The sequence below is a fragment of the Jatrophihabitans lederbergiae genome, from assembly GCF_031845305.1.
Classification (GTDB): domain Bacteria; phylum Actinomycetota; class Actinomycetes; order Mycobacteriales; family Jatrophihabitantaceae; genus Jatrophihabitans_A; species Jatrophihabitans_A lederbergiae.
The window spans coordinates 81,020-101,662 of the sequence record NZ_JAVREH010000012.1 but is presented as its reverse complement, the minus strand read 5'-3'; the positions used below and the strand labels follow the sequence as shown (position 1 = coordinate 101,662).

General features: G+C 67.5%; 19 protein-coding genes. 15 read left to right on the top strand and 4 right to left on the bottom strand.

Translation table 11 applies throughout. The annotated features are described in order from the left end of the window. The first annotated feature begins 19 nt into the window (after positions 1-19). The 4 genes from pdhA to RM423_RS11390 are packed head-to-tail and all read left to right on the top strand — an operon-like array spanning position 20 to position 4,691. A complete protein-coding gene (gene pdhA, locus RM423_RS11405) occupies positions 20-1,108 on the top strand; it encodes a pyruvate dehydrogenase (acetyl-transferring) E1 component subunit alpha (protein ID WP_311423158.1) in 1,089 nt (362 codons plus the stop codon). A 32-nt stretch (positions 1,109-1,140) separates the two neighbouring features. Next, positions 1,141-2,199, top strand: a complete 1,059-nt coding sequence (locus RM423_RS11400) for an alpha-ketoacid dehydrogenase subunit beta (protein ID WP_396327695.1) — start codon at positions 1,141-1,143, stop codon at positions 2,197-2,199. Then, entirely contained in the window at positions 2,199-3,605 is a 1,407-nt protein-coding gene (locus RM423_RS11395; protein ID WP_311423156.1) for a dihydrolipoamide acetyltransferase family protein, read from the top strand. Before RM423_RS11400 ends, RM423_RS11395 begins: the two co-directional genes overlap by 1 nt. A gap of 60 nt (positions 3,606-3,665) precedes the next feature. Beyond that, a complete protein-coding gene (locus RM423_RS11390) occupies positions 3,666-4,691 on the top strand; it encodes an adenosine deaminase (RefSeq protein WP_311423155.1) in 1,026 nt (341 codons plus the stop codon). A gap of 169 nt (positions 4,692-4,860) precedes the next feature. On the opposite strand, the gene RM423_RS11385 is transcribed toward RM423_RS11390, so the two are convergent. Together RM423_RS11385 and paaZ are read right to left on the bottom strand one after the other, a co-directional pair. After that, complete coding sequence (locus RM423_RS11385; protein ID WP_311423154.1) at positions 4,861-6,252, bottom strand: S1C family serine protease; 1,392 nt, start codon at positions 6,250-6,252, stop codon at positions 4,861-4,863. A gap of 168 nt (positions 6,253-6,420) precedes the next feature. Next, positions 6,421-8,457: a phenylacetic acid degradation bifunctional protein PaaZ gene (gene paaZ / locus RM423_RS11380; protein WP_311423153.1), complete on the bottom strand. Its 2,037-nt coding sequence runs from the start codon at positions 8,455-8,457 to the stop codon at positions 6,421-6,423. Positions 8,458-8,535: 78 nt separating this feature from the next. Here paaZ and paaA point away from each other — a divergent pair, with 78 nt between their 5' ends. The 5 genes from paaA to RM423_RS11355 are packed head-to-tail and all read left to right on the top strand — an operon-like array spanning position 8,536 to position 12,194. Further along, complete coding sequence (gene paaA, locus RM423_RS11375; RefSeq protein ID WP_311423152.1) at positions 8,536-9,582, top strand: 1,2-phenylacetyl-CoA epoxidase subunit PaaA; 1,047 nt, start codon at positions 8,536-8,538, stop codon at positions 9,580-9,582. Then, entirely contained in the window at positions 9,579-9,866 is a 288-nt protein-coding gene (paaB, locus tag RM423_RS11370; protein ID WP_311423151.1) for a 1,2-phenylacetyl-CoA epoxidase subunit PaaB, read from the top strand. The genes paaA and paaB overlap by 4 nt, the downstream gene beginning before the upstream one ends. Then, positions 9,863-10,624, top strand: coding sequence for a 1,2-phenylacetyl-CoA epoxidase subunit PaaC (gene paaC / locus RM423_RS11365; RefSeq protein WP_311423150.1), 762 nt, complete (start codon positions 9,863-9,865; stop codon positions 10,622-10,624). Before paaB ends, paaC begins: the two co-directional genes overlap by 4 nt. A 5-nt stretch (positions 10,625-10,629) precedes the next feature. Further along, positions 10,630-11,121: a 1,2-phenylacetyl-CoA epoxidase subunit PaaD gene (gene paaD, locus RM423_RS11360; protein WP_311423149.1), complete on the top strand. Its 492-nt coding sequence runs from the start codon at positions 10,630-10,632 to the stop codon at positions 11,119-11,121. Beyond that, entirely contained in the window at positions 11,118-12,194 is a 1,077-nt protein-coding gene (locus tag RM423_RS11355) for a 2Fe-2S iron-sulfur cluster-binding protein (RefSeq protein WP_311423148.1), read from the top strand. The genes paaD and RM423_RS11355 overlap by 4 nt, the downstream gene beginning before the upstream one ends. A gap of 36 nt (positions 12,195-12,230) precedes the next feature. Here RM423_RS11355 and solA read toward each other — a convergent pair whose 3' ends face one another. Further along, positions 12,231-13,394 (bottom strand): N-methyl-L-tryptophan oxidase, encoded by a 1,164-nt coding sequence (gene solA / locus RM423_RS11350; RefSeq protein ID WP_311423147.1) that lies wholly within the window; start codon positions 13,392-13,394, stop codon positions 12,231-12,233. A 203-nt stretch (positions 13,395-13,597) separates the two neighbouring features. Between solA and RM423_RS11345 the strand changes: the two genes are divergently transcribed. After that, on the top strand, positions 13,598-14,266 hold the full coding sequence (locus RM423_RS11345; RefSeq protein WP_311423146.1) for a hypothetical protein: 669 nt from the start codon (positions 13,598-13,600) through the stop codon (positions 14,264-14,266). 43 nt (positions 14,267-14,309) lie between these two features. Here the strand turns inward: RM423_RS11345 and speB are convergent, their stop codons facing one another. After that, a complete protein-coding gene (gene speB, locus RM423_RS11340; protein WP_311423145.1) occupies positions 14,310-15,263 on the bottom strand; it encodes an agmatinase in 954 nt (317 codons plus the stop codon). Positions 15,264-15,625: 362 nt separating this feature from the next. Between speB and RM423_RS11335 the strand changes: the two genes are divergently transcribed. From RM423_RS11335 to RM423_RS11315, 5 genes are all read left to right on the top strand, one after another. Beyond that, positions 15,626-16,393 (top strand): YqcI/YcgG family protein, encoded by a 768-nt coding sequence (locus RM423_RS11335; protein ID WP_311423144.1) that lies wholly within the window; start codon positions 15,626-15,628, stop codon positions 16,391-16,393. A 100-nt stretch (positions 16,394-16,493) separates the two neighbouring features. Continuing rightward, on the top strand, positions 16,494-16,856 hold the full coding sequence (locus RM423_RS11330) for a hypothetical protein (RefSeq protein ID WP_311423143.1): 363 nt from the start codon (positions 16,494-16,496) through the stop codon (positions 16,854-16,856). Continuing rightward, a complete protein-coding gene (locus RM423_RS11325) occupies positions 16,853-18,100 on the top strand; it encodes an ATP-grasp domain-containing protein (protein ID WP_311423142.1) in 1,248 nt (415 codons plus the stop codon). Before RM423_RS11330 ends, RM423_RS11325 begins: the two co-directional genes overlap by 4 nt. An 18-nt stretch (positions 18,101-18,118) precedes the next feature. Next, entirely contained in the window at positions 18,119-19,342 is a 1,224-nt protein-coding gene (locus tag RM423_RS11320; protein WP_311423141.1) for an MFS transporter, read from the top strand. After that, entirely contained in the window at positions 19,339-20,637 is a 1,299-nt protein-coding gene (locus tag RM423_RS11315) for an ATP-grasp domain-containing protein (protein WP_311423140.1), read from the top strand. Before RM423_RS11320 ends, RM423_RS11315 begins: the two co-directional genes overlap by 4 nt. Positions 20,638-20,643 lie beyond the last annotated feature (6 nt).

Here is a 20,643-nt window from a genome sequence, read left to right as displayed (position 1 = left end):
CGCCGTTCACACTGAGCCCATGACTGTCGTCAACAGCCCCACCCTGCTGCCGACCGGCGTGCCGCGGTCGCTGATCGATCCGGACGGCCGGCCGCGACCGAGTTCGGACCAGTTTCCGGCCGACAGCGTGCTGCTCGACCTGCACCGGCGGATGGTCCTCGGACGGCGCTTCGACACCCAGGCCACCGCGCTCACCAAGCAGGGCCGGCTGGCGGTCTACCCGTCCGCGCGCGGTCAGGAGGCCTGCCAGGTGGGAGCCGTCGCCGCGATGGCCGACCGGGACTGGCTGTTTCCGACCTACCGGGACTCCATGGCGCTGGTCAGCAGGGGCATTCACGCCGTCGAGGTGCTGACGCTGCTGCGCGGCGACTGGCACTGCGGTTACGACCCGTACCTGCACCGGACGGCCACCCAGTGCACGCCGCTGGCCACCAACACCCTGCACGCGGTCGGGCTGGCGCACGCCGCCAAGCTCTCCGGCGAGGACACCGTCGCCGTAGCGTTGCTGGGGGACGGCGCGACCAGCGAGGGTGACACCCACGAGGCACTCAATATCGCCGCGGTGTGGCAGGCACCGGTGGTGTTCCTGGTGCAGAACAACGGCTACGCCATCTCGGTGCCGCTGTCCAAGCAGACCCGGGCCGATTCCCTTGCGCACAAGGGAATCGGCTATGGCATGCCAGGCGTGCTCATCGACGGCAACGACGCGGCCATGGTGCACGTGGCGATGACCGAGGCGATCGAGCGCGCACGCGGTGGGGGTGGCCCGACCCTGATCGAGGCGCTGACTTACCGGATCGAGGCACACACCAACGCCGACGACGCCACCCGGTACCGGCAGCAGTCCGAGGTCACCGAGTGGCTGGCGCGCGACCCGATTGCCCGGCTGGAGACCTACCTGCGTGGTAAGGGCATTCTGGATGACGAGGCGATGGCCGAGATGGCGGCGGAGGCTGAGGCGAAGGCCGCGCAGCTTCGTGCCGCCATGAACGCCCAGCCCGACCTGGACCCGGCCGAGCTGTTCAGCCACGTCTACGCCGAGCCGACCGCGGCGCTGCGCGTCCAGGCGCAGGCCCTGGCCGACGAGCTCTCGCTGGACGCCTCGTGACCGCCGTCGCGGAGCAGACCCGGACGCTGACCATGGCCGCCGCCCTGAACCGGGCGCTGGCCGACGAGCTGCGCGCCGATCCCAAGGTCGTCCTGTACGGCGAGGACGTGGCCGCACTCGGCGGCGTCTTCCGGGTCACCGACGGCCTCGCGGCCGAGTTCGGCGACGCGCGCGTCTTCGACTCCCCGCTGGCCGAGTCGGGCATCGTCGGCACCGCGATCGGAATGGCCATGCACGGCATGCGGCCCATCGTCGAGATGCAGTTCGACGCGTTCTCATACCCCGCGTTCGAGCAGATCACCTCGCACCTGGCGAAGCTCCGCAACCGCACCCGGGGCAAGATCAGCCTGCCCGTCGTCATCCGGATCCCCTACGGCGGCGGTATCGGCGGCGTCGAGCATCACTGCGACTCCTCCGAGGCCTACTGGGTGCACACCCCTGGTCTGAAGGTGGTGACACCGGGAAGCGCCTTCGATGCGTACTGGCTGCTTCGCCAGGCGATCGCCAGCGACGACCCGGTTCTCTTCCTTGAACCGAAGCGGCGCTACTGGGCCAAGGAGGGGATCGCTCCCGCGGCACCTGCTGCCTTCGATCGGGCGCTCGTCCGGCGCCCCGGCGACGATGTCACCCTGATCGGTTATGGCTCGATGGTGACCACCTTGCTGGAGACGGCGGATGCGGCGGCGGCTGACGGAATCTCGGCCGAGGTGGTGGACCTGCGCACGCTCTCGCCGTTCGACGACGAGACCGTGGCTGCGTCGGTGCGCAAGACGGGGCGGGCGGTCGTCGTCCACGAGGCGAGCGGCTTCGCCGGTTTCGGGGCCGAGATCGTCGCCCGGCTCACCGACCAGTGCTTTCACCAGCTGCACGCACCGATCGGACGGGTCACCGGCTTCGACATCCCGTACCCGCCGCCGATGTTCGAGGAGCACCACCTGCCCTCGGTGGACCGCATCCTGGACGCCATCGACCGGCTGCAGTTCGACGACACCGTCGCCGTGCCCCGTGCGCTGGACGGTCCCACGGTTGCCTCGGGCGGTTCCTCGGGGTCCTCGGGCGGTTCCGCTGTTGCCTCGGGCGGTTTCGGCTGATGGCCGACTTCTTGCTGCCCGATCTCGGCGAAGGCCTGACCGACGCCGAGATCGTCAGCTGGCTGGTGGCGGTCGGTGATGTCGTCACGATCGACCAGCCGGTCGTCGAGGTCGAGACAGCCAAGGCCTCGGTCGAGGTCCCGGTTCCCTTTGCCGGCCGGGTGTCGGCACTCTTCGGCGCACCGGGTGAGCGGGTCCTCGTCGGATCACCGCTGATCACCGTCGAGTCGGCGGACCATGCTGATTCGGTTACCGTGCGGAACCTCGGCACGCCGCCCGTGTCCGACACTGCTCCGACCACGGCCGACGTCGAGTCGTCCGAGTCCTCGGGCAAAGTCCTTATCGGCTATGGCACATCGCCATCGCCGGCGCGGCGGCGGAGCAGGGTGAGGCGCTCGTCCTCGCCCGCGGCTGCCGATCTCACGGTCGAAGCCGGCTCGCCCGTGGCGCGAGACGCGGCCGTCAGTCCAGCCGTGACGCGGGACGCGGCCGTCAGTCCAGTGCCGGAGGGCACCGCGAGGTTGGCACCGTCGGTGATCTCGCCCGTGGTCCGGAAGCTGGCCCGGGACCGCGGCATCGACCTGGCAAGCGTGCGGGCCTCGGACCCGTCCGGCGTGATTCGCCGTTGCGATATCGACTCGATCCAGGCGCCGGTCAGCACGCCATCGACCAGCACTATCCCGGCCAGCACTACCCCGGCCAGCACGCTCGGGCCCGGTGAGCCGGAGCGGCTGCCGCTGGTCGGCTTGCGCAAGCTCGCCGCCGACAAGCTCAGCCAGTCCCGCCGCGAGATTCCGGAGGCCACCGTCTGGGTCGACGTGGACGCGACCGGCCTGCTCGACGCCCGCCGGGCGCTGAACACCGCGCGACCCGACGAGCTGGTGAGCCTGCTGGCGCTGCTGGCACGGTTCTGCGTGCTGGGCCTGGGCCGCTACCGGGAGCTCAACAGCCGGATCAGCGCCGACGCCGTCGAACTGCTGCCCGACATCAACCTGGGCTTCGCCGCCCAGACCGAGCGCGGGCTGATGGTGCCGGTGGTGCACCAGGCCCAGCGGCTGACCACCCGCGAGTTGTCCAGAGCCCTGGCCGAGCGCACCGAGGCGGGACGGGGCGGCACCCTGACCCCGGCCCAGTTGACCGGCGGGACGTTCACGGTGAACAACTACGGTGTCTTCGGCGTGGATGGCTCGGCCGCCATCATCAATCACCCGGAGGTGGCGATCCTCGGCATGGGCCGGATCATCGACCGCCCCTGGGTTGTCGACGGTCAACTGGCCGTTCGCAAAGTCACCCAGCTCACCCTCGCCTTCGACCACCGGGCGTGTGACGGCGGAGTCGCGGGCGGATTTCTCCGCTTCGTCGCGGACTGCGTGGAGCGGCCCATCACCGCGCTCGGCGAACTCTGAGGCTGCACAGCGTTACCAGATGGTCGTCGAAAGCTGACACGACTGTGAAAGAGTTGGTCGATGATCTCCTCTATCACTGACTTTATCGCTGGTCTGCCGAAGGCTGAGCTGCACGTCCACCATGTCGGGTCGGCCTCGCCGCGCATCGTCGCCGAACTCGCCGCCCGGCACCCCACCGCCGGAGTGCCGGCTGACGTCGAGAAGCTCGCCGAGTACTTCACGTTCAGCGACTTCGCACACTTCATCCAGGTCTACCTGTCCGTTGTCGACCTCATCCGGGACGCTGACGACGTCCGGACGCTGACGTATGAGGTAGCGCGAGATATGACCGCGCAGAACATCCGCTACGCCGAACTGACCATCACGCCGTACTCGTCGGTGAACCGGGGAATCCCTGCGGAGGCTTTCCTGGAAGCCATCGAGGACGCGCGCCTGGCGGCCGAGAGCGAGCTGGGGATCGTGCTGCGGTGGTGCTTCGACATTCCCGGTGAGGCCGGCCTTCCGTCAGCGGAGGAGACCGCCCGGATCGCCACCACGCTGACACCGGAGGGGCTGATCAGCTTCGGCCTGGGCGGTCCCGAGATCGGGGTGCCGCGCGGGCAGTTCGCACCGTACTTCGACCAGGCCCGGGCCATCGGCCTGCACAGCGTTCCGCACGCCGGCGAGACGACCGGCCCGGAGACCATCTGGGACTCGATCCGGCTGCTGGGCGCCGAGCGGATCGGCCACGGCACGTCCGCGACGCGGGACCCCGAGTTGCTCCGGTACCTCGCGGAGCACCAGATCGCCCTGGAGGTGTCGCCGACGTCCAACCTCGCGACCCGGGCCGTCGGCTCACTGGCCGAGCATCCGCTGCCGGACCTGGTGAAGGCCGGGGTGCTGGTGACCATCAACTCCGATGACCCGCCGATGTTCTCGACCGACCTCAATCGCGAGTACGGCATCGCCGCTGACCTGCTGGGCTTGGACGAGGCGGGCATCGGCGCGCTGGCGAAGAACGCGGTGACGGCCTCGTTCGCCCCGGACACCGTCAAGGCCGACGTGCTCCACGAAATCGACACGTACCTGGCTGATTGCGCCCACTGATAATCGGCTCGTGACCGGCCGCGGTGGCCGGTCGGCTCAGAACTTTGACACGGCCAACGTCGAGGAGGTCACCGCCCGTGACGACTCGCCCCTGACAGCACCCGGCAATAGCGCAAAAGCCGGGACCTGGGTCATCGTGACCCTGGCCCCGGCTTTCACCCGGCTCGGGTCAGTCGGCGGGACCGGCTCCGAGCGTCACGGTGACCGTGTGGCTCGCGCCGGAGCCATCGGTGTACGTGACCTTGACCTGGTCGCCTGGCTTGTGCGAGGCCGTCACCGCTGACAGTGCGGTGGCGCTGGCAATCGCCTTGCCGTCGACCGCGGTGATCGTGTCACCCGCCTGTAGACCAGCCTTCGCTGCGCCGGAACCGTCGACCGTGCCGGCGATGGTCGCGCCGGCGGCTTGGCCCTGTGCCGAGAGCTGCACCCCGAGGAACGCGGGGTAGCCGATGTGCACGGTGCTGCTCGGGTGGCCGGACTCGACCTGCGTGGCGATACTCAGGGCCTTCGCGATCGGAATCGCGAACCCGGTGGTTGCCGAGGAGCTGTAGCGCGACACCGAGGACGAGGCGGCAGTGTCCATACCGACAACCGTTCCACCGGCGTTCTCGTACAGCGGGCCGCCGGAGTCACCGGCCTGGATGTCGGCGTTGACCTGGATCATGCCGGTGAGCTGCTCGGCGTTGCTGCCGTTGGTGTCGCTTGCCGTGATGGACTGGTTGAGCGCCGTCACGGTTCCCGTCGCGGAACTGGGGGTGCCACCGGTTCCGCCCGCGTTGCCCACCGCGGTGACGGCCGTGCCCACCGCAACCTTGGACGAGTCGCCGAGCTTGGCGGTGCTGAGCCCGCTGGCGTCCTTGAGCTGGATCACGGCAACATCGTCCGTGGGATCTGTGCCGACCACCGTGGCCGTGTAGGACTTGCCGGTGCTGACGATGGTCACGGAAATCGCCGTCGAGCCCTCGACAACATGGTTGTTCGTCAGGATTTCACCGTTGGCGGTCAACACGATGCCGGTTCCGGCCGCCTTGCCCTGCCCGTAGTCGAGTGTGGTGTTGATGTCGACCACGCCGACCTGCTGCGCACTCGTCGCGGTGCCGGTGGAGCTACTGCCCGAGCCGGTTCCGCTGCCGCTGTCCGAACCACTGCCGAGTCCGCCGCCGGAACCGAAGCCCCCGCCATTGCTGAAACCGCCGCCATTGCCATAGCCGTACGGCGAGCCCTGGCCGTTCCCGCTCTGGCCGAACGGAGCGTTCTGACTGTTCGGGCTGCTGACTGCCGTCTGCTGTGACGAGCCGTTATTGGATCGGTCGACCGCCACCGCGATGCCCCCTGCGGCAACCGCGGTCGCCACCGCCGCCGCAACCGAGCCGAGAAGCAGCTTGTGGTGGCGCGGCCTAGGAGCTACCGGCGGCGGTGCCCAGACCTGGGCGTTGGGGAACTGCTGGGCCGCCGACCACGCCTGCTGGTGCGCGGTGGGGACGAAGTACGGCTGCTCGGACGGAGCGGCGACGTACGGAGCCTGGCCGTAGCCCGCCTGCTGGTACGAAGTCGGTCCCACCTCCGCCTGCTGGCGCGGGGCTGACTCTTCATATGGTGATTGGTCGGTCACGTGACCACCTCTGTTCGCGTCGTCTACTCGATTCATAGACGAGTCAACCGTCGGCACCTCACCGTAAGCTTGGAGCTAACGCAGAGCCTGCTGTGAGCACAGGCGGCACCGCTCAGGTCAATCTGATCGCTTCGCCACCAGGGTCAGAACGTCATAGGTGGCGACCAGCTCGTCCCGCTGGTTACGGACCACGAGGTCCCAGCGAACCTCGCCGTAGTTCTCGGTCTGCCGAGCCTTCTTCTCTTTGCAGGTCAGCTGGGCGCTGATCGAATCGCCCACCTTGACGGGCGTGATGAAGCGGAGGTTGTCCGGGCCGTAGTTCGCCAGCACCGGTCCCGGTGCCGGGTCGACGAACAGGCCGGCGACCCGCGAGATGACGAAGTAGCCATGGGCGACGATGCCGCCGAACAGCGGGTTCTGCGCCGCCGCCACCGGATCGGTGTGGGCGTAGAACGAGTCTCCCGTGAGCTGCACGAACTGGTCGATGTCCTCGGCGGTCACCGTGTGGCTGCCGGTGAAGAGCACCTCACCGATGGCGAGCTCTTCCAGATGCTTGCGGAACGGGTGCACCTCTTCGGCCACAGTGGGCGCCCCGGCAACCCAGCGGCCGGTCACCGCGGACAGCGCCCGTGGCGAGCCCTGCACGGCGGTCCGCTGCATGTAGTGCAGCACCCCGCGGATGCCGCCCAGCTCTTCACCGCCGCCGGCTCGCCCCGGGCCACCGTGCACGAGCATGGGCAGCGGCGAACCGTGACCGGTCGAGGTCTTGGCATCCTCACGGTCGATGACGATCATCCGGCCATGGTGGGCGGCAGCGCCGACAACCACCTCGCGAACGAACTCAGGGTCATAGGAGTACACCGATCCGACCAGCGAGCCACCACCGAGGGCGGCGAGCGCCACCACCGAGTCGGTGTCGTCGTATCCGAACACGGTCGCGACGGGGCCGAATGCCTCAATACTGTGCAGCGCCTCAGCGGTGGCGCTGCGAGCCTTGAGCACGGTCGGCGCCACGAAGGCACCATCGGCCGCGAGGCCCTTGCCTGCCAGCGCGTCCGGACCTCCCACGACGACGTCCGCCTCCGCACAGAGCCGGGTCAGGTTGGCGAAGAACTCCTCACGCTGTCCCAGTGTCGCCAGCGCACCCATGGTCGTGCCTTCGGTGCGCGGATCACCGACGGACACCTTTGCCAGCTTGGCGGCGAGCGCGTCGATCACGGCGTCGCGCTGTCCGGCGGGCACGAAGGCCCTGCGAATCGCGGTGCACTTCTGGCCCGCCTTGACGGTGATCTCGCGCGACAGCTCGCGGACGAACAGATCGAATTCCGGCTCGCCAGGCACCGCGTCCGGTCCCAGGATCGCGCAGTTGAGCGAGTCCGCCTCGGCCGTGAACGTGACCGACTCTCCCACGATCACCGGATGCTGGCGCAGCTTCCGTGCCGTCGAGGCCGATCCGGTGAACGCGACGAGATCCTGTCCGGTGAGGTGGTCGAGCAGCCCATCCGTCGAGCCGCACACCAACGAGATCGCACCAGTCGGCAGCAAGCCGGAGTCGACCATGTCGGCGAAGACCTTGGCGGTCAGATACCCCGTCTGCTCAGCGGGCTTGACCACGACCGGCACCCCGGCGAGGAAGGCGGGCGCAAACTTCTCGAGCATGCCCCATACCGGAAAGTTGAACGCATTGATGAACAGCGCCAGGCCATGCCGCGAGGTGTAGACATGTTGGGCGACGAAGGAACCGTCCTTGGCCAGCTGCTCGACCGGCCCATCGAGATAGATGTCGGAGTCCGGCAGCTCACGGCGACCACGCGACGCGTACGCGAACAGCACGCCGATGCCGCCGTCCACATCGAATTTCGAGTCGAACAGGGTGGCACCGCTCGCAAAGGAGAGCGGGTAGTAGCCGGCCTCCCGACGCTCGTTGAGGTAGCCCGCCAGCTGCCGGAGGATCGCCGCCCGCTCGGGAAACGTCAGCGCGCGCAGCGCGGGCCCACCGACAGTTCGGGCGTGCTCGTACATCGCGGGCACGTCCACCGGGGCACTAGACCAGCGGGCGACCTCCGCCGCCGTGGCGGCATCGAGCAGCGCGACGCCCTCGTCGTCGGCGGTGACCCACCGGTCACACAGATACGAACGCAGCATCTCGGCCATGTGCCATTCCCCTCGCTTGCCAGTGACGTGACGTCAGCATAGACTAACCGAACGATCATTCGGTTTGGGGAGAACGTCATGCATGCCACTGAAGGCTCGATCGCTGCTTCGACTACAGCGCCGAACATTGCTTCGACTACAGCGTCGACTACAGAGCAAGACGGCTTCGACGCGCTCATCGCTGCCGATGGCCGCATCGAGCCGCGCGACTGGATGCCCGACGGTTACCGCAAGACCCTGATCCGGCAGATCGCGCAGCACGGTCACTCAGAGATCATCGGCATGCAACCCGAGGGCAACTGGATCACCCGAGCGCCCTCCTTGCGGCGCAAGGCGATTCTGCTGGCGAAGGTGCAGGACGAGGCGGGGCACGGCCTGTACCTCTATTCCGCGGCGGAGACGCTGGGCATGAGCCGCGAAGAGATGCTCGACCTGCTGCATGCGGGGCGCCAGAAATACTCCTCGATCTTCAACTACCCGACGCCGACCTGGGCCGATGTCGCGGCGATCGGCTGGCTGGTCGACGGGGCCGCCATCACGAACCAGGTTCCGCTCACGCGCTGCTCCTACGGCCCCTATGCCCGGGCAATGGTCCGCATCTGCAAAGAAGAGTCGTTCCATCAGCGGCAGGGCTTCGAGTCGCTGCTCGCGCTGTCCAACGGCACCCCCGAGCAGCACGCGATGGCACAGGACGCCATCGACCGGTGGTGGTGGCCATCCTTGATGATGTTCGGACCGCCCGATGAGAACTCACCGAACTCGGCCCAGTCCAGCGCCTGGGGTATCAAAAGGTTCTCCAACGACGAACTGCGGCAGCGCTTCGTGGACATCTGCGTTCCGCAGGCCGAAACCCTCGGTCTCACCCTGCCCGATACGGACCTGCGCTGGAACGCCGAACGCAACCACTACGACTTCGGCGTCATCGACTGGACGGAATTCCACGAGATACTCAAGGGCAACGGGCCGTGCAACCGGCAGCGCGTTGCCACCCGCCGGCAGGCACACGCGGATGGTGCCTGGGTACGAGAGGCAGCGGCCGAGTACGCGGCCAAGCAGGCGGCGCGCGAGGGTTCGACCAGCGCCGGTTCGCGAGGCACGCGCTCGGCCGGCAGGCCCGCCGCATGAGCACTCCGGCCACCCCGCTGTGGGAGGTGTTCGTCCGGCCTGCTCGCGGCACCAATCACGTGCACGTCGGGTCCCTGCACGCCACCGACGCCACCCTCGCTCTGCAGAATGCGCGCGATCTCTACACCCGCCGCAGCGAGGGCGTCTCGATCTGGGTGGTGCCGTCTGCCGACATCACGGCGAGTTCGCCCGAAGAGAAGGACTCGTTCTTCGGACCGGCAGCCGACAAGCCGTACCGGCACCCGACGTTCTACGCGATCCCTGAGGGGGTCGAGCACCTGTGAGCACGCCGGTCCTGACCGCTGACGTCGCCGAGTATGCGATTCGCCTCGGCGACGACGCACTGATCCTGTCGCACCGGCTGTCCGAGTGGTCTGCCCATGCGCCGCAGATCGAAGAAGACATCGCCCTGATGAACATCGCGTTGGACCTGCTCGGCCAGGCCAGGGCGCTGCTGGCCTACGGCGGAGCGTTCACCGGCCGGACGGAGGACGATCTCGCCTACCTCCGTCCGGAGCGCGAGTTTCTCAACTGCCAGCTCGTCGAGCTGGACAATGGCGACTTCGCCGTCACGATGCTCCGACAACTGCTGTTCTCCGTCTACCAGTACGAGCTGTACCGAAGGCTCGCGCGTTCCTCCGATCCGCAGCTGGCGGGTGTTGCGGCAAAGGCGGTCAAAGAGGTCAGCTACCACATCGAGCACTCGGCGGCGTGGGTCGTGCGACTCGGCGACGGAACCGCTACCAGCCACGAAAGAGCTCAGGCGGCGATGCGAGCGGTGTGGCCGTTCACGCACGAGCTCTTCCAGGACGACGACCTGGCTCGCCGAGTTTCCGCCGCCGGCATCGGTCCATTGCCGTCCTCCCTGTACGAGGACTGGCTGACCTCGGTGCGCCAGGTGCTGGACGAGGCGACGCTGAGCATCGTCGAGGACAACTGGAAGCCCACCGGCGGACGGGCCGGTCTGCACATCCAGAGCTTCGGATACCTGCTCGCGGAGTTGCAGCACCTGCACCGGTCACATGCCGGCGCAGAGTGGTGAGCGCGATGACCTCACTGACCGAACTGCGCCTCGCCGCCGCGATGGTGCCCGATCCCGAGATTCCGGTCGTCACAATCGCCGAGCTGGGCATCCTGCGCGATGTCCGCTTCGCCACCGACGGGGTACCCGAAGTCGTGATCACCCCTACGTATTCGGGGTGTCCGGCAACCGAGGCGATCCGTCAGGACGTACTGACCCGGACGCATCGGATCGACCCCGGAGCCCGGGTGGTGATCGAGCTGTCGCCGCCCTGGACGACCGACTGGATCACCGATGGCGGTAAGAGCAAGCTCCACGAGTACGGCATCGCACCACCGCAGCCGACCCGTTCGCTCGGACCCGTCCCCGTCCGGTTCGGCAAGCCCGTGGCAGCCAGCTGCCCCCAGTGCGGCTCCGACGACACCGAGCTGGTCAGCCAGTTCGGGTCGACGCCGTGCAAGTCGCTGCGCCGGTGCCGAGCCTGCGCCGAGCCGTTCGACGAGTTCAAGTCCTTATGAGCGCCTTCGAGAAGCTTGTCGTCGCCGACGTCCAGCCGCTCACCGCGCAAGCGTGCTCGGTGAGCTTTGCGGTGCCCGATGAGCTCCGCGAGCAGTTCGCCTTTCATCCCGGCCAGCACCTGACGCTACGCACCGTCTCAGCTACCGGCGAAGAACGCCGGACATACTCGATCTGCTCGACCGCTACCGAATTGACCGAGGATGGCCGGGTGCGCATCGGCGTCAAGCGCATTCCCGACGGCAGCTTCTCGGGATGGCTGACCAGCCGGCTACGGCACGGTGACACCGTCGAGGTGATGGCCCCGGCCGGACGGTTCGGCACCTCTACCTCAGCTGCGAATGCCAGGCATGTCGGCTGCATCGCCGCCGGCTCGGGCATCACGCCGGTGCTGTCGATTGCCGCCTCCGTCCTGCGCGAGGAGCCGGACAGCCGCGTCACCCTGGTGTACGGCAACCGCACCTCCAACGACGTGATGTTCCTCGAAGAGCTGGCCGACCTCAAGAACACCTACCCGGCCCGGTTCACCCTGTTGCACGTCCTGTCGGCAGAGCCGCAGCTGTCCGAGCTGCTGACCGGTCGCATCGACGCCGGCAAGGTCGCCACCCTGCGCGACAGCGTGTGCCTGGACGTCGACGCCTGGTACCTGTGCGGGCCGTTCGGAATGGTGTCCGTTGCTCGCGAGACGCTGGTAGCGGGCGGAGTCGCTGAGGCCGACATCCACGCCGAACTCTTCTACGTCAGCGAGGCGAACGAAGAGGCCCCCGTAGATGTACTGCCCTTGACGTCGGACCAGCAACTGAGCCAGGTCACCGTGACTCTGGCGGGTCGGACGTCGACCGTGCCGGTCGGTTACGCCGGACCCAGCATCCTCGACGCGGTGCTGGCCAACCGTCCTGACGCGCCTTACGCCTGCAAGGGCGGAGTGTGCGGTACCTGCCGCGCCAAGGTGACAGTAGGCGCGGTCGCCATGGCCCGAAATTACGCCCTGGAGCCGGAAGAAATCGAGACCGGCCTTGTGCTGGCTTGCCAGTCCCATCCCGTGACGCCCGAGGTCAGCCTCGAGTTCGCCTGAGCCTTCCCGTGACGGCTGCGGCACATACCGAGTGACCTACTGCGCGGCCACCCGGTCCGGTGACAGAAAACCGATCTCGTGCCGGGTCTTACCATCGATGACCAGATCGGCCACGATCTCCCCGACCACTGGAACAAACTTGAACCCGTGGCCGGAGAACCCGATCGCCAGTACGAGTCGTCCGGACGATCCTGGATGCACTCCGAGTACGAAGTCGTCATCGGCGACGCCCGCGTACATGCAGACGGTGCTGTCGGTGTGCGGTCCGGCGAGTGCCGGTATCGACCGGGCAAGCAGCTCGCGCACCCGCTCATGCTCCTGCTCGATCACCTGCCGATCCACCGTGTCGGGGTTGACGTCAGTATTGGTGGTGTCGCGGTAGATCGCTGCCTTCACGCCGCGGTCACCGTCGAGGTGCGGGAATCCGTACAGCTCCATGTTCGGCTCGCCGGGCTGCACCGGCAGCGCCCACATGTACACCGGAAAGCGGTCGTCGGCGAAGGCGTCGGCACCGTTCGTGGGCTCGAACCAATGCACCGTCTGGCGTTGCACCTTCACCCCGTACCGGTTCAGATCGGCGAGCCGACCGGCCCAGGCGCCGGTCGCGATCACAACCTTGGGCGCTGACACCTGCTTTCCGCCGGCGACGACCCGAACACCCTCGGGGACCAGTTGTACCGACTCGACCACCGTGTCGAACCACAGCTCGGCCCCGGCGCCGGTCGCCAGCTCGATGTTCGCCAGCACCGCGACCTCGGGCCGGACGTAGCCGGCATCAGCCTCGTAGACAGCCACCTGGTCCTCGGACAGCGCGAACTGCGGGAACCGTTCATGCAACTGAGCGGGCGTCAGCAGTTCGTGGGGCAGCGACCACCGCTTCGCCGACGCCAAGGTGCCCGATACCACCTCGCTCTCCGGCCGGCCGATCATCAGCGCCCCGCACCGGGTGAAGAGCTCGGCCCCGAACTTGGCGCCCAGCTCGTCCCACAGCTCATACGCCCGGACCAGTAGCGGAACGTAGTCCGGCCGCTCGAAGTAGGCTTTGCGTACGATCCGGCTTGCGCCATGGGACGAGCCGAGCGTGTGAGCCGGAGTGAACTGCTCGATGCCCAGCACTCGTAACCCACGCAGAACCAGCTGGTGCGCCGCGGCAGAGCCCATCGCTCCCAGCCCGATCACGATCACGTCATAGTCAGCCATGGGGTACATCATGGCGAACGGCGCGGTACTTATCGTGCACGCCGCGTGTGCAGAGGACACGAGCAGGCGGCGCTGGATACGGTGGTCGGCTCAGGACTCGGCTCAAGACCCGGCTCAGGATCCGGCTCAGGATCCGGCACTGGAGGAGGACGGCAGATGAAGCTGACGAGCATCGCACCGCTCCAGGGCGGCACGGTGGCGCCGTGAGCTGGCTGACCGAACCGGACGAGGAGTGGGACACCGACCCCGACGCTTACCGGAAAGAACCGAAAAGCCGGCTCAAGGTCGTCGCGCTGGTGCTGGCGGGCTGGCTCGTCGTCAGCGCGCTCGTCCTCATCGGGCTGCTGGCCTTCGGCGGCAGGCACGGTTCTACGTCCGCGATTCGCGCTCCGGAACAGGGCCGGCAGAGTTCCAGCGCATCGCCGTCGCCATCCCGCACGGCCTCGCTCCCGAGCGGCTGGGTTCAGCGGGCCAGCGACGACAAGACCGATTGCGCGGCACACTCCTACGGCCGGGTACAGACCTTCTTCACCAAGACGCCCTGCTCATCGGTGCACCGCAGGCTGGCCACGACCAACCCGCACGGCCGCACCGTGGTCGTCGCGACGAGTGTGGTCACCTTCGACACAGCCGCGCAGGCCGCGACGTACCGCTCGTTGGTGACCTCCGACGGCACCGGCAATGTCAGCGATCTGCTACGCGAGGGCGTCGGCTACCCGGGCGCCCCGGCCGAACTGCCGGCGGCTGCGTTCGCCTCGCGCCAATCCGGAAACCGCGTGCTGGTCGCCGAGGCGGGCTATGCCACCGGCACGTCAGATGCCGATGACAGCACGCTCAAGGCGGTGGCCACGCAGGGAGTCGATGCGCCCTGAGGGAGGACCACCGCTGAGCGGCCGATGCCCGAGTTCAGGACCGCTAGCCGGCCGAGCCGCGTGCGACTCCCATCGCCATTGCCGACACCAGCTCGTAGAGCACATGTGACGCCGCGATTCCGGTGATCTCGGCGTGGTCATAGGCAGGCGCGACCTCGACGACATCGGCACCGATCAGGTTCAGCGTGGAGAACGCGCGGACGATCCCGAGCAGCTCCCGGCTGAGCAGGCCACCCGATTCGGGCGTTCCGGTGCCGGGCGCGAACGCCGGGTCGAGGACGTCGATGTCGACGGAGACGTAGACCGGTCGCTCTCGCACCCGGTCGCGAATACGTTCGACCACACCGGCCACGCCCAAGTCGTCCATCTCGCGCGCGTGCACCGTCTGAAAGCCCAGCTCGGCATCCTGGCGCAGGTCTGCTGCCCCGTACAGCGGGCCGCGGATTCCGACGTGCAGGCAGCCGGAGCGGTCGAGCAAGCCCTCTTCCGACGCCCGGCGAAAGGGCGTGCCGTGCGTCGTCGGCTCGCCGAAGTAGGTGTCCCAGGTGTCCAGGTGCGCATCGAAGTGGACGACAGCAACCGGCCCGTGAATTGCCGCCATGGAACGCAGCAGCGGCAGTGCGATGGTGTGGTCCCCGCCGATCGTCACAAGCCGGCCGGCCCGTTCCAGCAGCGCTCTGGCACCGACCTCGATCTGGCGGACCGCCTCGGGAATGGAGAACGGATTGGCCACCACGTCACCGGCGTCGACCACCTGCGCGAGTGCGAACGGCTCCACTGCGAGCGCCGGGTTGTAGGGCCGCAGGAGCCGGGAAGACTCCCGGACGTGGGAGGGGCCGAAACGGGCCCCTGGCCGGTAACTGACACCCGAGTCGAAGGGCACTCCCAGTACCGCGATGTCCACGTCGGACACCTCATCGATACGTGGCAGCCGCGCGAAGGTCGGCGGTCCGGCGAAGCGCGGGACCTGGCTCGAGTCGACCGGTCCCCGGATCACGAAGACACCGCCGGACGGGGCATCAAGGAGGTCACAGGCTGCCGGCTGGGACTACTGACGCTCAGATCGACCACTCTCTGACACTGGCCGAGCATTACCGAGCAGTCAAGCGCTCGTCTGAATTACGCCCTTCGAAACCTGCAGGTGACTTAGACCCTACGCACGAATCACCACCTTTACATATCTGACACCGTAGGTGATACTTCGTCTGCCAACTGACGGTCTCCGTGGCGGCGGATCGCGCGTTTCCCCCGTGCGCCTCACCCTGCCTGGAGACACCGGCCACAACTCGATTGCGCACAGGTCGACCGTGCGCGCCCGCACCCTGGTGCCGGGATAACTCAACGTGGAGTCCCCCTCGCATGAACGCGAACGCTACAACCGCACAGGCCCCGTCCCATCCGCACGCGTCCGTCCTGCGTCATCCGCATGAGCCTCCGGCCGGTGGTTGGGAACGCGAGGCGGCCAGCTACTTTCACGAGCGGATGCTCAGCGACAAGTCCCTGTTCCCCTGCATCTTCGGGGTAGACGCGGTCCGTAAGGGCACGCTGCGTTACAGCTTCATACCGGCCGGTGAATTGCGGGTAGCAGCTCTGGCGCAGGCCCTCACCGAGTTCACCCGCATTGCGACCAGCCTGGGGACACGTACGTCGCTTGTCTGCTTCTTCGACGTTGAGGCGGGCGTGGAGTCCCTCGACGATTACCGGGACCACTTCTGGTCGTTGCTCGCCCAACTCGAGGCCTGCGACACCAGCGAGTGGCCCGAAGGCATATCCCCTGACCCGCAGGATTCCACCTGGGAATTCTCGTTCAACTCCACTCCGATGTTCGTGGTTGCGAATACGCCCCGGCACGAAAACCGCCGCAGCCGGCAGTCCAATTATTTCACCGTCACCTTCCAGCCACGCTTCGTATTCGATGATCTGAAGGCTGGTACGTCGACCGGCGACAAGGCTCGGGCAGTCATCCGACGCCGCCTGCAGAGCTACGACACGGTGGAGCAGACGCCACTGCTCGGCAGCTTCGGCGAGCCGGGAAACATGGAGTGGAGTCAGTACTTCCTCGGCGATGACAACGAGCCCGTCGACCTCGCGGCGGGTTGCCCGATCACGCACGCCCGTCGCGGCTGACGCTGCCGCCCGCATCGCGCCCGACAGGCGTCACATTCTTGACAGGATCACATTCGACCGGCACCAGCACGCTGATGCCACCAGCACAGGAGGAATTGCCATGGGATCGCCGACGATCACCGCGGAGCCGGAACTACCACTCGCCGAGCGGCTGACGCAGTTCGTGCCGCGTCAGGGCAGTTTCGAGTACCAGAACGACCAGGCGGGTAAGACCCATAACTGGCACAAGCACAGCCTGAACGAGACCCTTTTCGTGCTGGCGGGCGGCATGGAGGTCTTTTGGCTTCAGGACGGCTCGGTTCAGCGGCGAGATTGCCCCGCCGGAACCAAGATCGCGCTGCCGGCCGAGACGGTTCACGGGTCGACAGCCGGACCAGACGGTTGCACGTATATCATCGCGCCGGAGAATGGCGTCACCGCGATGACCACCTTTTTGCAGTCCGAGGAGCATCCCAAAGAATGAGTGCCCGAAAGCGCATCATCCTCATCGGCAGCGGCATGGCCGCTTTCCGGGAGTACGCGCTGAGCGCCGTGGCGAGCAAGGCCGACGTTGTGCTCGTCAGCAAGTTCCCGCTGACTTGGGAGACGCCGTACTGCGTCGACTCCGTCGTTGTCGATATCGACGACTTCCCCGCCGTCATCGAGCGCCTGACCGGCCTTAACCCGGACGGCGTGCTCACCTATGACGAGCGCTATGTCGAGTTGACCGCGCAGCTCACCGCGATGTTCGGGGTAGCAGGACCGACCGTCGATGCCGTCCGGGCGGTGAAGGACAAGAGCGAGCTTCGCGGCCTGCTCCGGCAGGCCGGCGTGGGCGCCATCGGCTTCGGGGTCGCCGAGACCATCCGGCAGGCGCACGACATCGTGGACGTCCTCGGCTTGCCCGTCGTCTTCAAGCCGCGAGCTCTGGGTGGCAGTGTCGGCGTCCGGCTCGTCACCGGCGCCGACCAGATCGAGGGCGCGTTCGCAGATGCCGTCGGCGCCCGGATCGGGCCGGTGCGATCGCGCTATGACGGCGTGCTGATCGAGGAGTACATCGACGGCCCCGAGATCAGCGTGGACGCGGTGACCTACCAGGGCGTGACCACTGCCCTGGTCATCGCCGAGAAAGAGACCGGGTTGGACCCGTACTTCGAAGAGCTCGGCCACATCGTGCCGCCTCGGGCCGAACTGCTGTCGGACGAGGCGCTCGACCTGGTTCGCCGAACGCATCAGGTCGCCGGTCTGGACAACGTCGTGTCACACACCGAGCTGCGGCTGAGCTCGCGCGGCCCCCGGGTCATCGAACTCAACGCCCGGCTCGCCGGCGACCTGATTCCATACCTCGGCCTGCTCGCCCACGGAGTGGACCTGGCCGGGGCCGCCGCCGACATCGCGCTCGGCATCGAACCGAGCACCGAACGCAAGGACCTCGGCACGGCCGCGGTCCGGTTCCTGTACCCGGCGCAGGACATCCTGGTGCGCTCGGTCAGCCTTCCGAAGCCGGTCGAGGAGTACCCCGGACTGGACAGCTTCACCGTCCTGTGCGAGCCGGGCACCGAAGTGCTGTTGCCGCCACGGGGCTACCTGTCACGACTGGCGTCCCTGGTGGCGCACGGCGATACTCGCGAGGAGTGCCTGGCGACCATCAGCGACTGCTCCGACGCCGTCGCCATCGATACCGAGGTGCTCAGCACGGATACCGCCCAGACTCCCGACGCGGGCTGACGGCGGTGAACCGCACGTATGATGTCTGATGTCACGACGGCCAGCGAGCGGCGGTCCGTACTCGAGGTGGTGCTGCACGCGCCACGGCCGGTGCGCATCCTCATCCTCGGCGTGTTCGTCAGCCGGATGGGGTCCTTCTTCTCCACGTTCGCCACGCTGTTTCTCACCAACCGTGGCTTCACGGCAGCAAGCCTGCCCGCGGTACTGATCGCCATCGGCGTGGCAGGGATGGTCGGCTCGCTGTCCGGCGGCTGGCTGGCCGACCGGATCGGGCAGCGCAGCACCCTGGTGCTGTCGATGCTGGCGTCGTCGGCAGCCGTGGCGATGCTGGTGATCGCCCCTACCCATCCGCTCATCGTCGTGTCGGTGTGCCTGGTCTCGCTGTGCACCCAGTCCTACACCCCGGCAGCATCCGCACTGCTGATCGTGAACACCGCACCGGATGACCGCGTTCCGACGTTCGCCTTCTTCCGGCTTGCCCTCAACGTCGGCGCGGCGCTGGGTGCCCTCATTGCGGGCGTGATCGCGACCCGGTCCTACTCCACACTCTTCACCGTCGAGGCGATCGCCTACGCCGCCTGTGCTCTCGTCATCTATACCGGCCTCGCCGGCGGCAGGACGCGAGACGTGGCCGAGGGCGCCACCGAAGCGGCCGAGGCCGACGAGGCCACACCGCAGGGTCACCTACCGGCCGACTGCCACCTGCCGGTCTGGATGCTCTGCGTCGTCCTGTTCGGCGTAGCGGCGCTCTATGCCCAATACCAGTCCACCCTGCCGCTGCAGCTGGTCGGCCACGGTTATTCGACCGCCTTCTACGGCACGCTGCTGGCAATCAACGGCTTCGTCGTCATTCTGTTCGAACTGCCGATCAGCTCGGTGACCCGCCGACTGCCGTGGGTGCTGCCCATCGTGGCCGGCGTGCTGATCATGACGGCGGGGCTCGTGGTCGCCGCACTGGTCACGCTGGCAGCGGTCATCATCGTCGCCTTCGTCGCGTTCACGGCCGGCGAGATGATGTTCGCCCCGGTGGCCAACGCCGCCGTCGCCGAGATCTCACCCGCAGGCGCGGAGGCTCGCTACCAGGGCCTGCTCGCCACCGCCCAGAGCCTCGGCTTCTCGCTCGGGCCGGCCATCGGCATGAGCGTCTTCGCCTTCTCGCGCCCCGGTCTCTGGCTGGGCACATCCATCACCGCCTGCGTGCTCGGCGCCGGAACCTATCTCGTCTGGAGAGTCTCGAAGTGAAGTCCTACCTCAACCGCCCGGTCGTGCTCGCCATGCGGATCGGCCTCATGATTCGCAACGATCACATCGAGACCATGTTCCAGACCGGTCTGTCCATCCATTTGCTCACCGAGGATGCCAGTGCCGTCAACGACCCGCGGTTCGCATCGGTGCGGGTGCTTCCGCCGGACACCACGACCGAAACCATGGCCGACGAGATCTACGCCGAGCTGCAGCGGACCAACTCCGAGTGCGCAGTCACGTTCCTCGAGATCGACATCACCCCGACCGGACAAGCCAATCAGCGCCATGGAGTCTCGTGGGCGCGGCCGGCATCGGACAAGATCGCCCGCGACAAGTCACTGCAGCGCGCACACCTGCGCGAGGCCGGGCTGCCGGTGCCGCTGTCCATCCCGATCGGCGACGGCGTGGACGTCGACGCCGCGATCGGACAGGTGGGGACGCCCTTCGTCGTCAAACCGACCCGGGGCGCGTCGAGTGCCAAGGTCGAGCTCGTCGACGATCCGGCCCGTGCCCGGGAGCTGCTCGCCGAGATCCGCGAGATGGCCGTCACCGGCGAGACGCATTTCTACGAGGACGGCTTTCCCGAGGCCTGGGCGCTGATCGAGGAATACCTGCCGGGGCAAGAGATCACCGTTGACGGCGTCGTCGTCGACGGCAGATTCTACCTCGGCGGCATCAACACCAAGAGCTTCCCGAATCCGCCGTGCTTCGAGGAAGACCTCTACGTCATGCCCTTCGGTGATCTGCCCGCCGAGACGGCCGTCCGCGGCCTGATGGACAGCCTGGTGTCAACCCTCGATCTGCGGACCACCCTGGTCAACGCCGAGATGCGCCGGGATGCCGACGGCAACTTCCGCTTCGTCGAGTTCAGCACCCGGATCAGCGGTGGCCACGTGTACCGCAACGTGCGGGACGTGCACGCCGTCGACCTCGTCAAGATCTTTCTGATCGCGGCGCTGGGCGACACCGAGTCCGCGGCGGAGCTTGCGAGCAGCAGGCACCCCGGCCGGGTGGCGACCTGTATCCGGTTCCTCTACCGCACCGGTGTGGTGGCCGAGAATTCAGCCGGTGACGCGGCCCGGAGCCCGTACTTCCGCGAGTATTACCCCATCGTCGAACGCGGCGAGAAGATCTGGTCGGCACCGCTCGGCTATGAGCAGGTCGCATTGCTGTCGGTCTGGGGGCCGTATGACCCCGACAATCACCCCGCCGGAATTGCCAAGGTAGCCGACGACGTCGAAGCGCTGCTCGACCTGGACGTGCGCCCCTTCGAGGACGGCGTCTCGCACTAAGGCCGA

Coding starts and splice junctions, on each gene's coding strand:
- pdhA (WP_311423158.1), top strand. CDS start 20: ATGACTGTCGTCAACAGCCCCACCCTGCTGCCGACCGGCGTGCCGCGG.
- RM423_RS11400 (WP_396327695.1), top strand. CDS start 1,141: ATGGCCGCCGCCCTGAACCGGGCGCTGGCCGACGAGCTGCGCGCCGAT.
- RM423_RS11395 (WP_311423156.1), top strand. CDS start 2,199: ATGGCCGACTTCTTGCTGCCCGATCTCGGCGAAGGCCTGACCGACGCC.
- RM423_RS11390 (WP_311423155.1), top strand. CDS start 3,666: ATGATCTCCTCTATCACTGACTTTATCGCTGGTCTGCCGAAGGCTGAG.
- paaZ (WP_311423153.1), bottom strand. CDS start 8,457: ATGGCCGAGATGCTGCGTTCGTATCTGTGTGACCGGTGGGTCACCGCC.
- paaA (WP_311423152.1), top strand. CDS start 8,536: ATGCATGCCACTGAAGGCTCGATCGCTGCTTCGACTACAGCGCCGAAC.
- paaB (WP_311423151.1), top strand. CDS start 9,579: ATGAGCACTCCGGCCACCCCGCTGTGGGAGGTGTTCGTCCGGCCTGCT.
- paaD (WP_311423149.1), top strand. CDS start 10,630: ATGACCTCACTGACCGAACTGCGCCTCGCCGCCGCGATGGTGCCCGAT.
- RM423_RS11355 (WP_311423148.1), top strand. CDS start 11,118: ATGAGCGCCTTCGAGAAGCTTGTCGTCGCCGACGTCCAGCCGCTCACC.
- solA (WP_311423147.1), bottom strand. CDS start 13,394: ATGGCTGACTATGACGTGATCGTGATCGGGCTGGGAGCGATGGGCTCT.
- RM423_RS11335 (WP_311423144.1), top strand. CDS start 15,626: ATGAACGCGAACGCTACAACCGCACAGGCCCCGTCCCATCCGCACGCG.
- RM423_RS11330 (WP_311423143.1), top strand. CDS start 16,494: ATGGGATCGCCGACGATCACCGCGGAGCCGGAACTACCACTCGCCGAG.
- RM423_RS11325 (WP_311423142.1), top strand. CDS start 16,853: ATGAGTGCCCGAAAGCGCATCATCCTCATCGGCAGCGGCATGGCCGCT.
- RM423_RS11320 (WP_311423141.1), top strand. CDS start 18,119: ATGATGTCTGATGTCACGACGGCCAGCGAGCGGCGGTCCGTACTCGAG.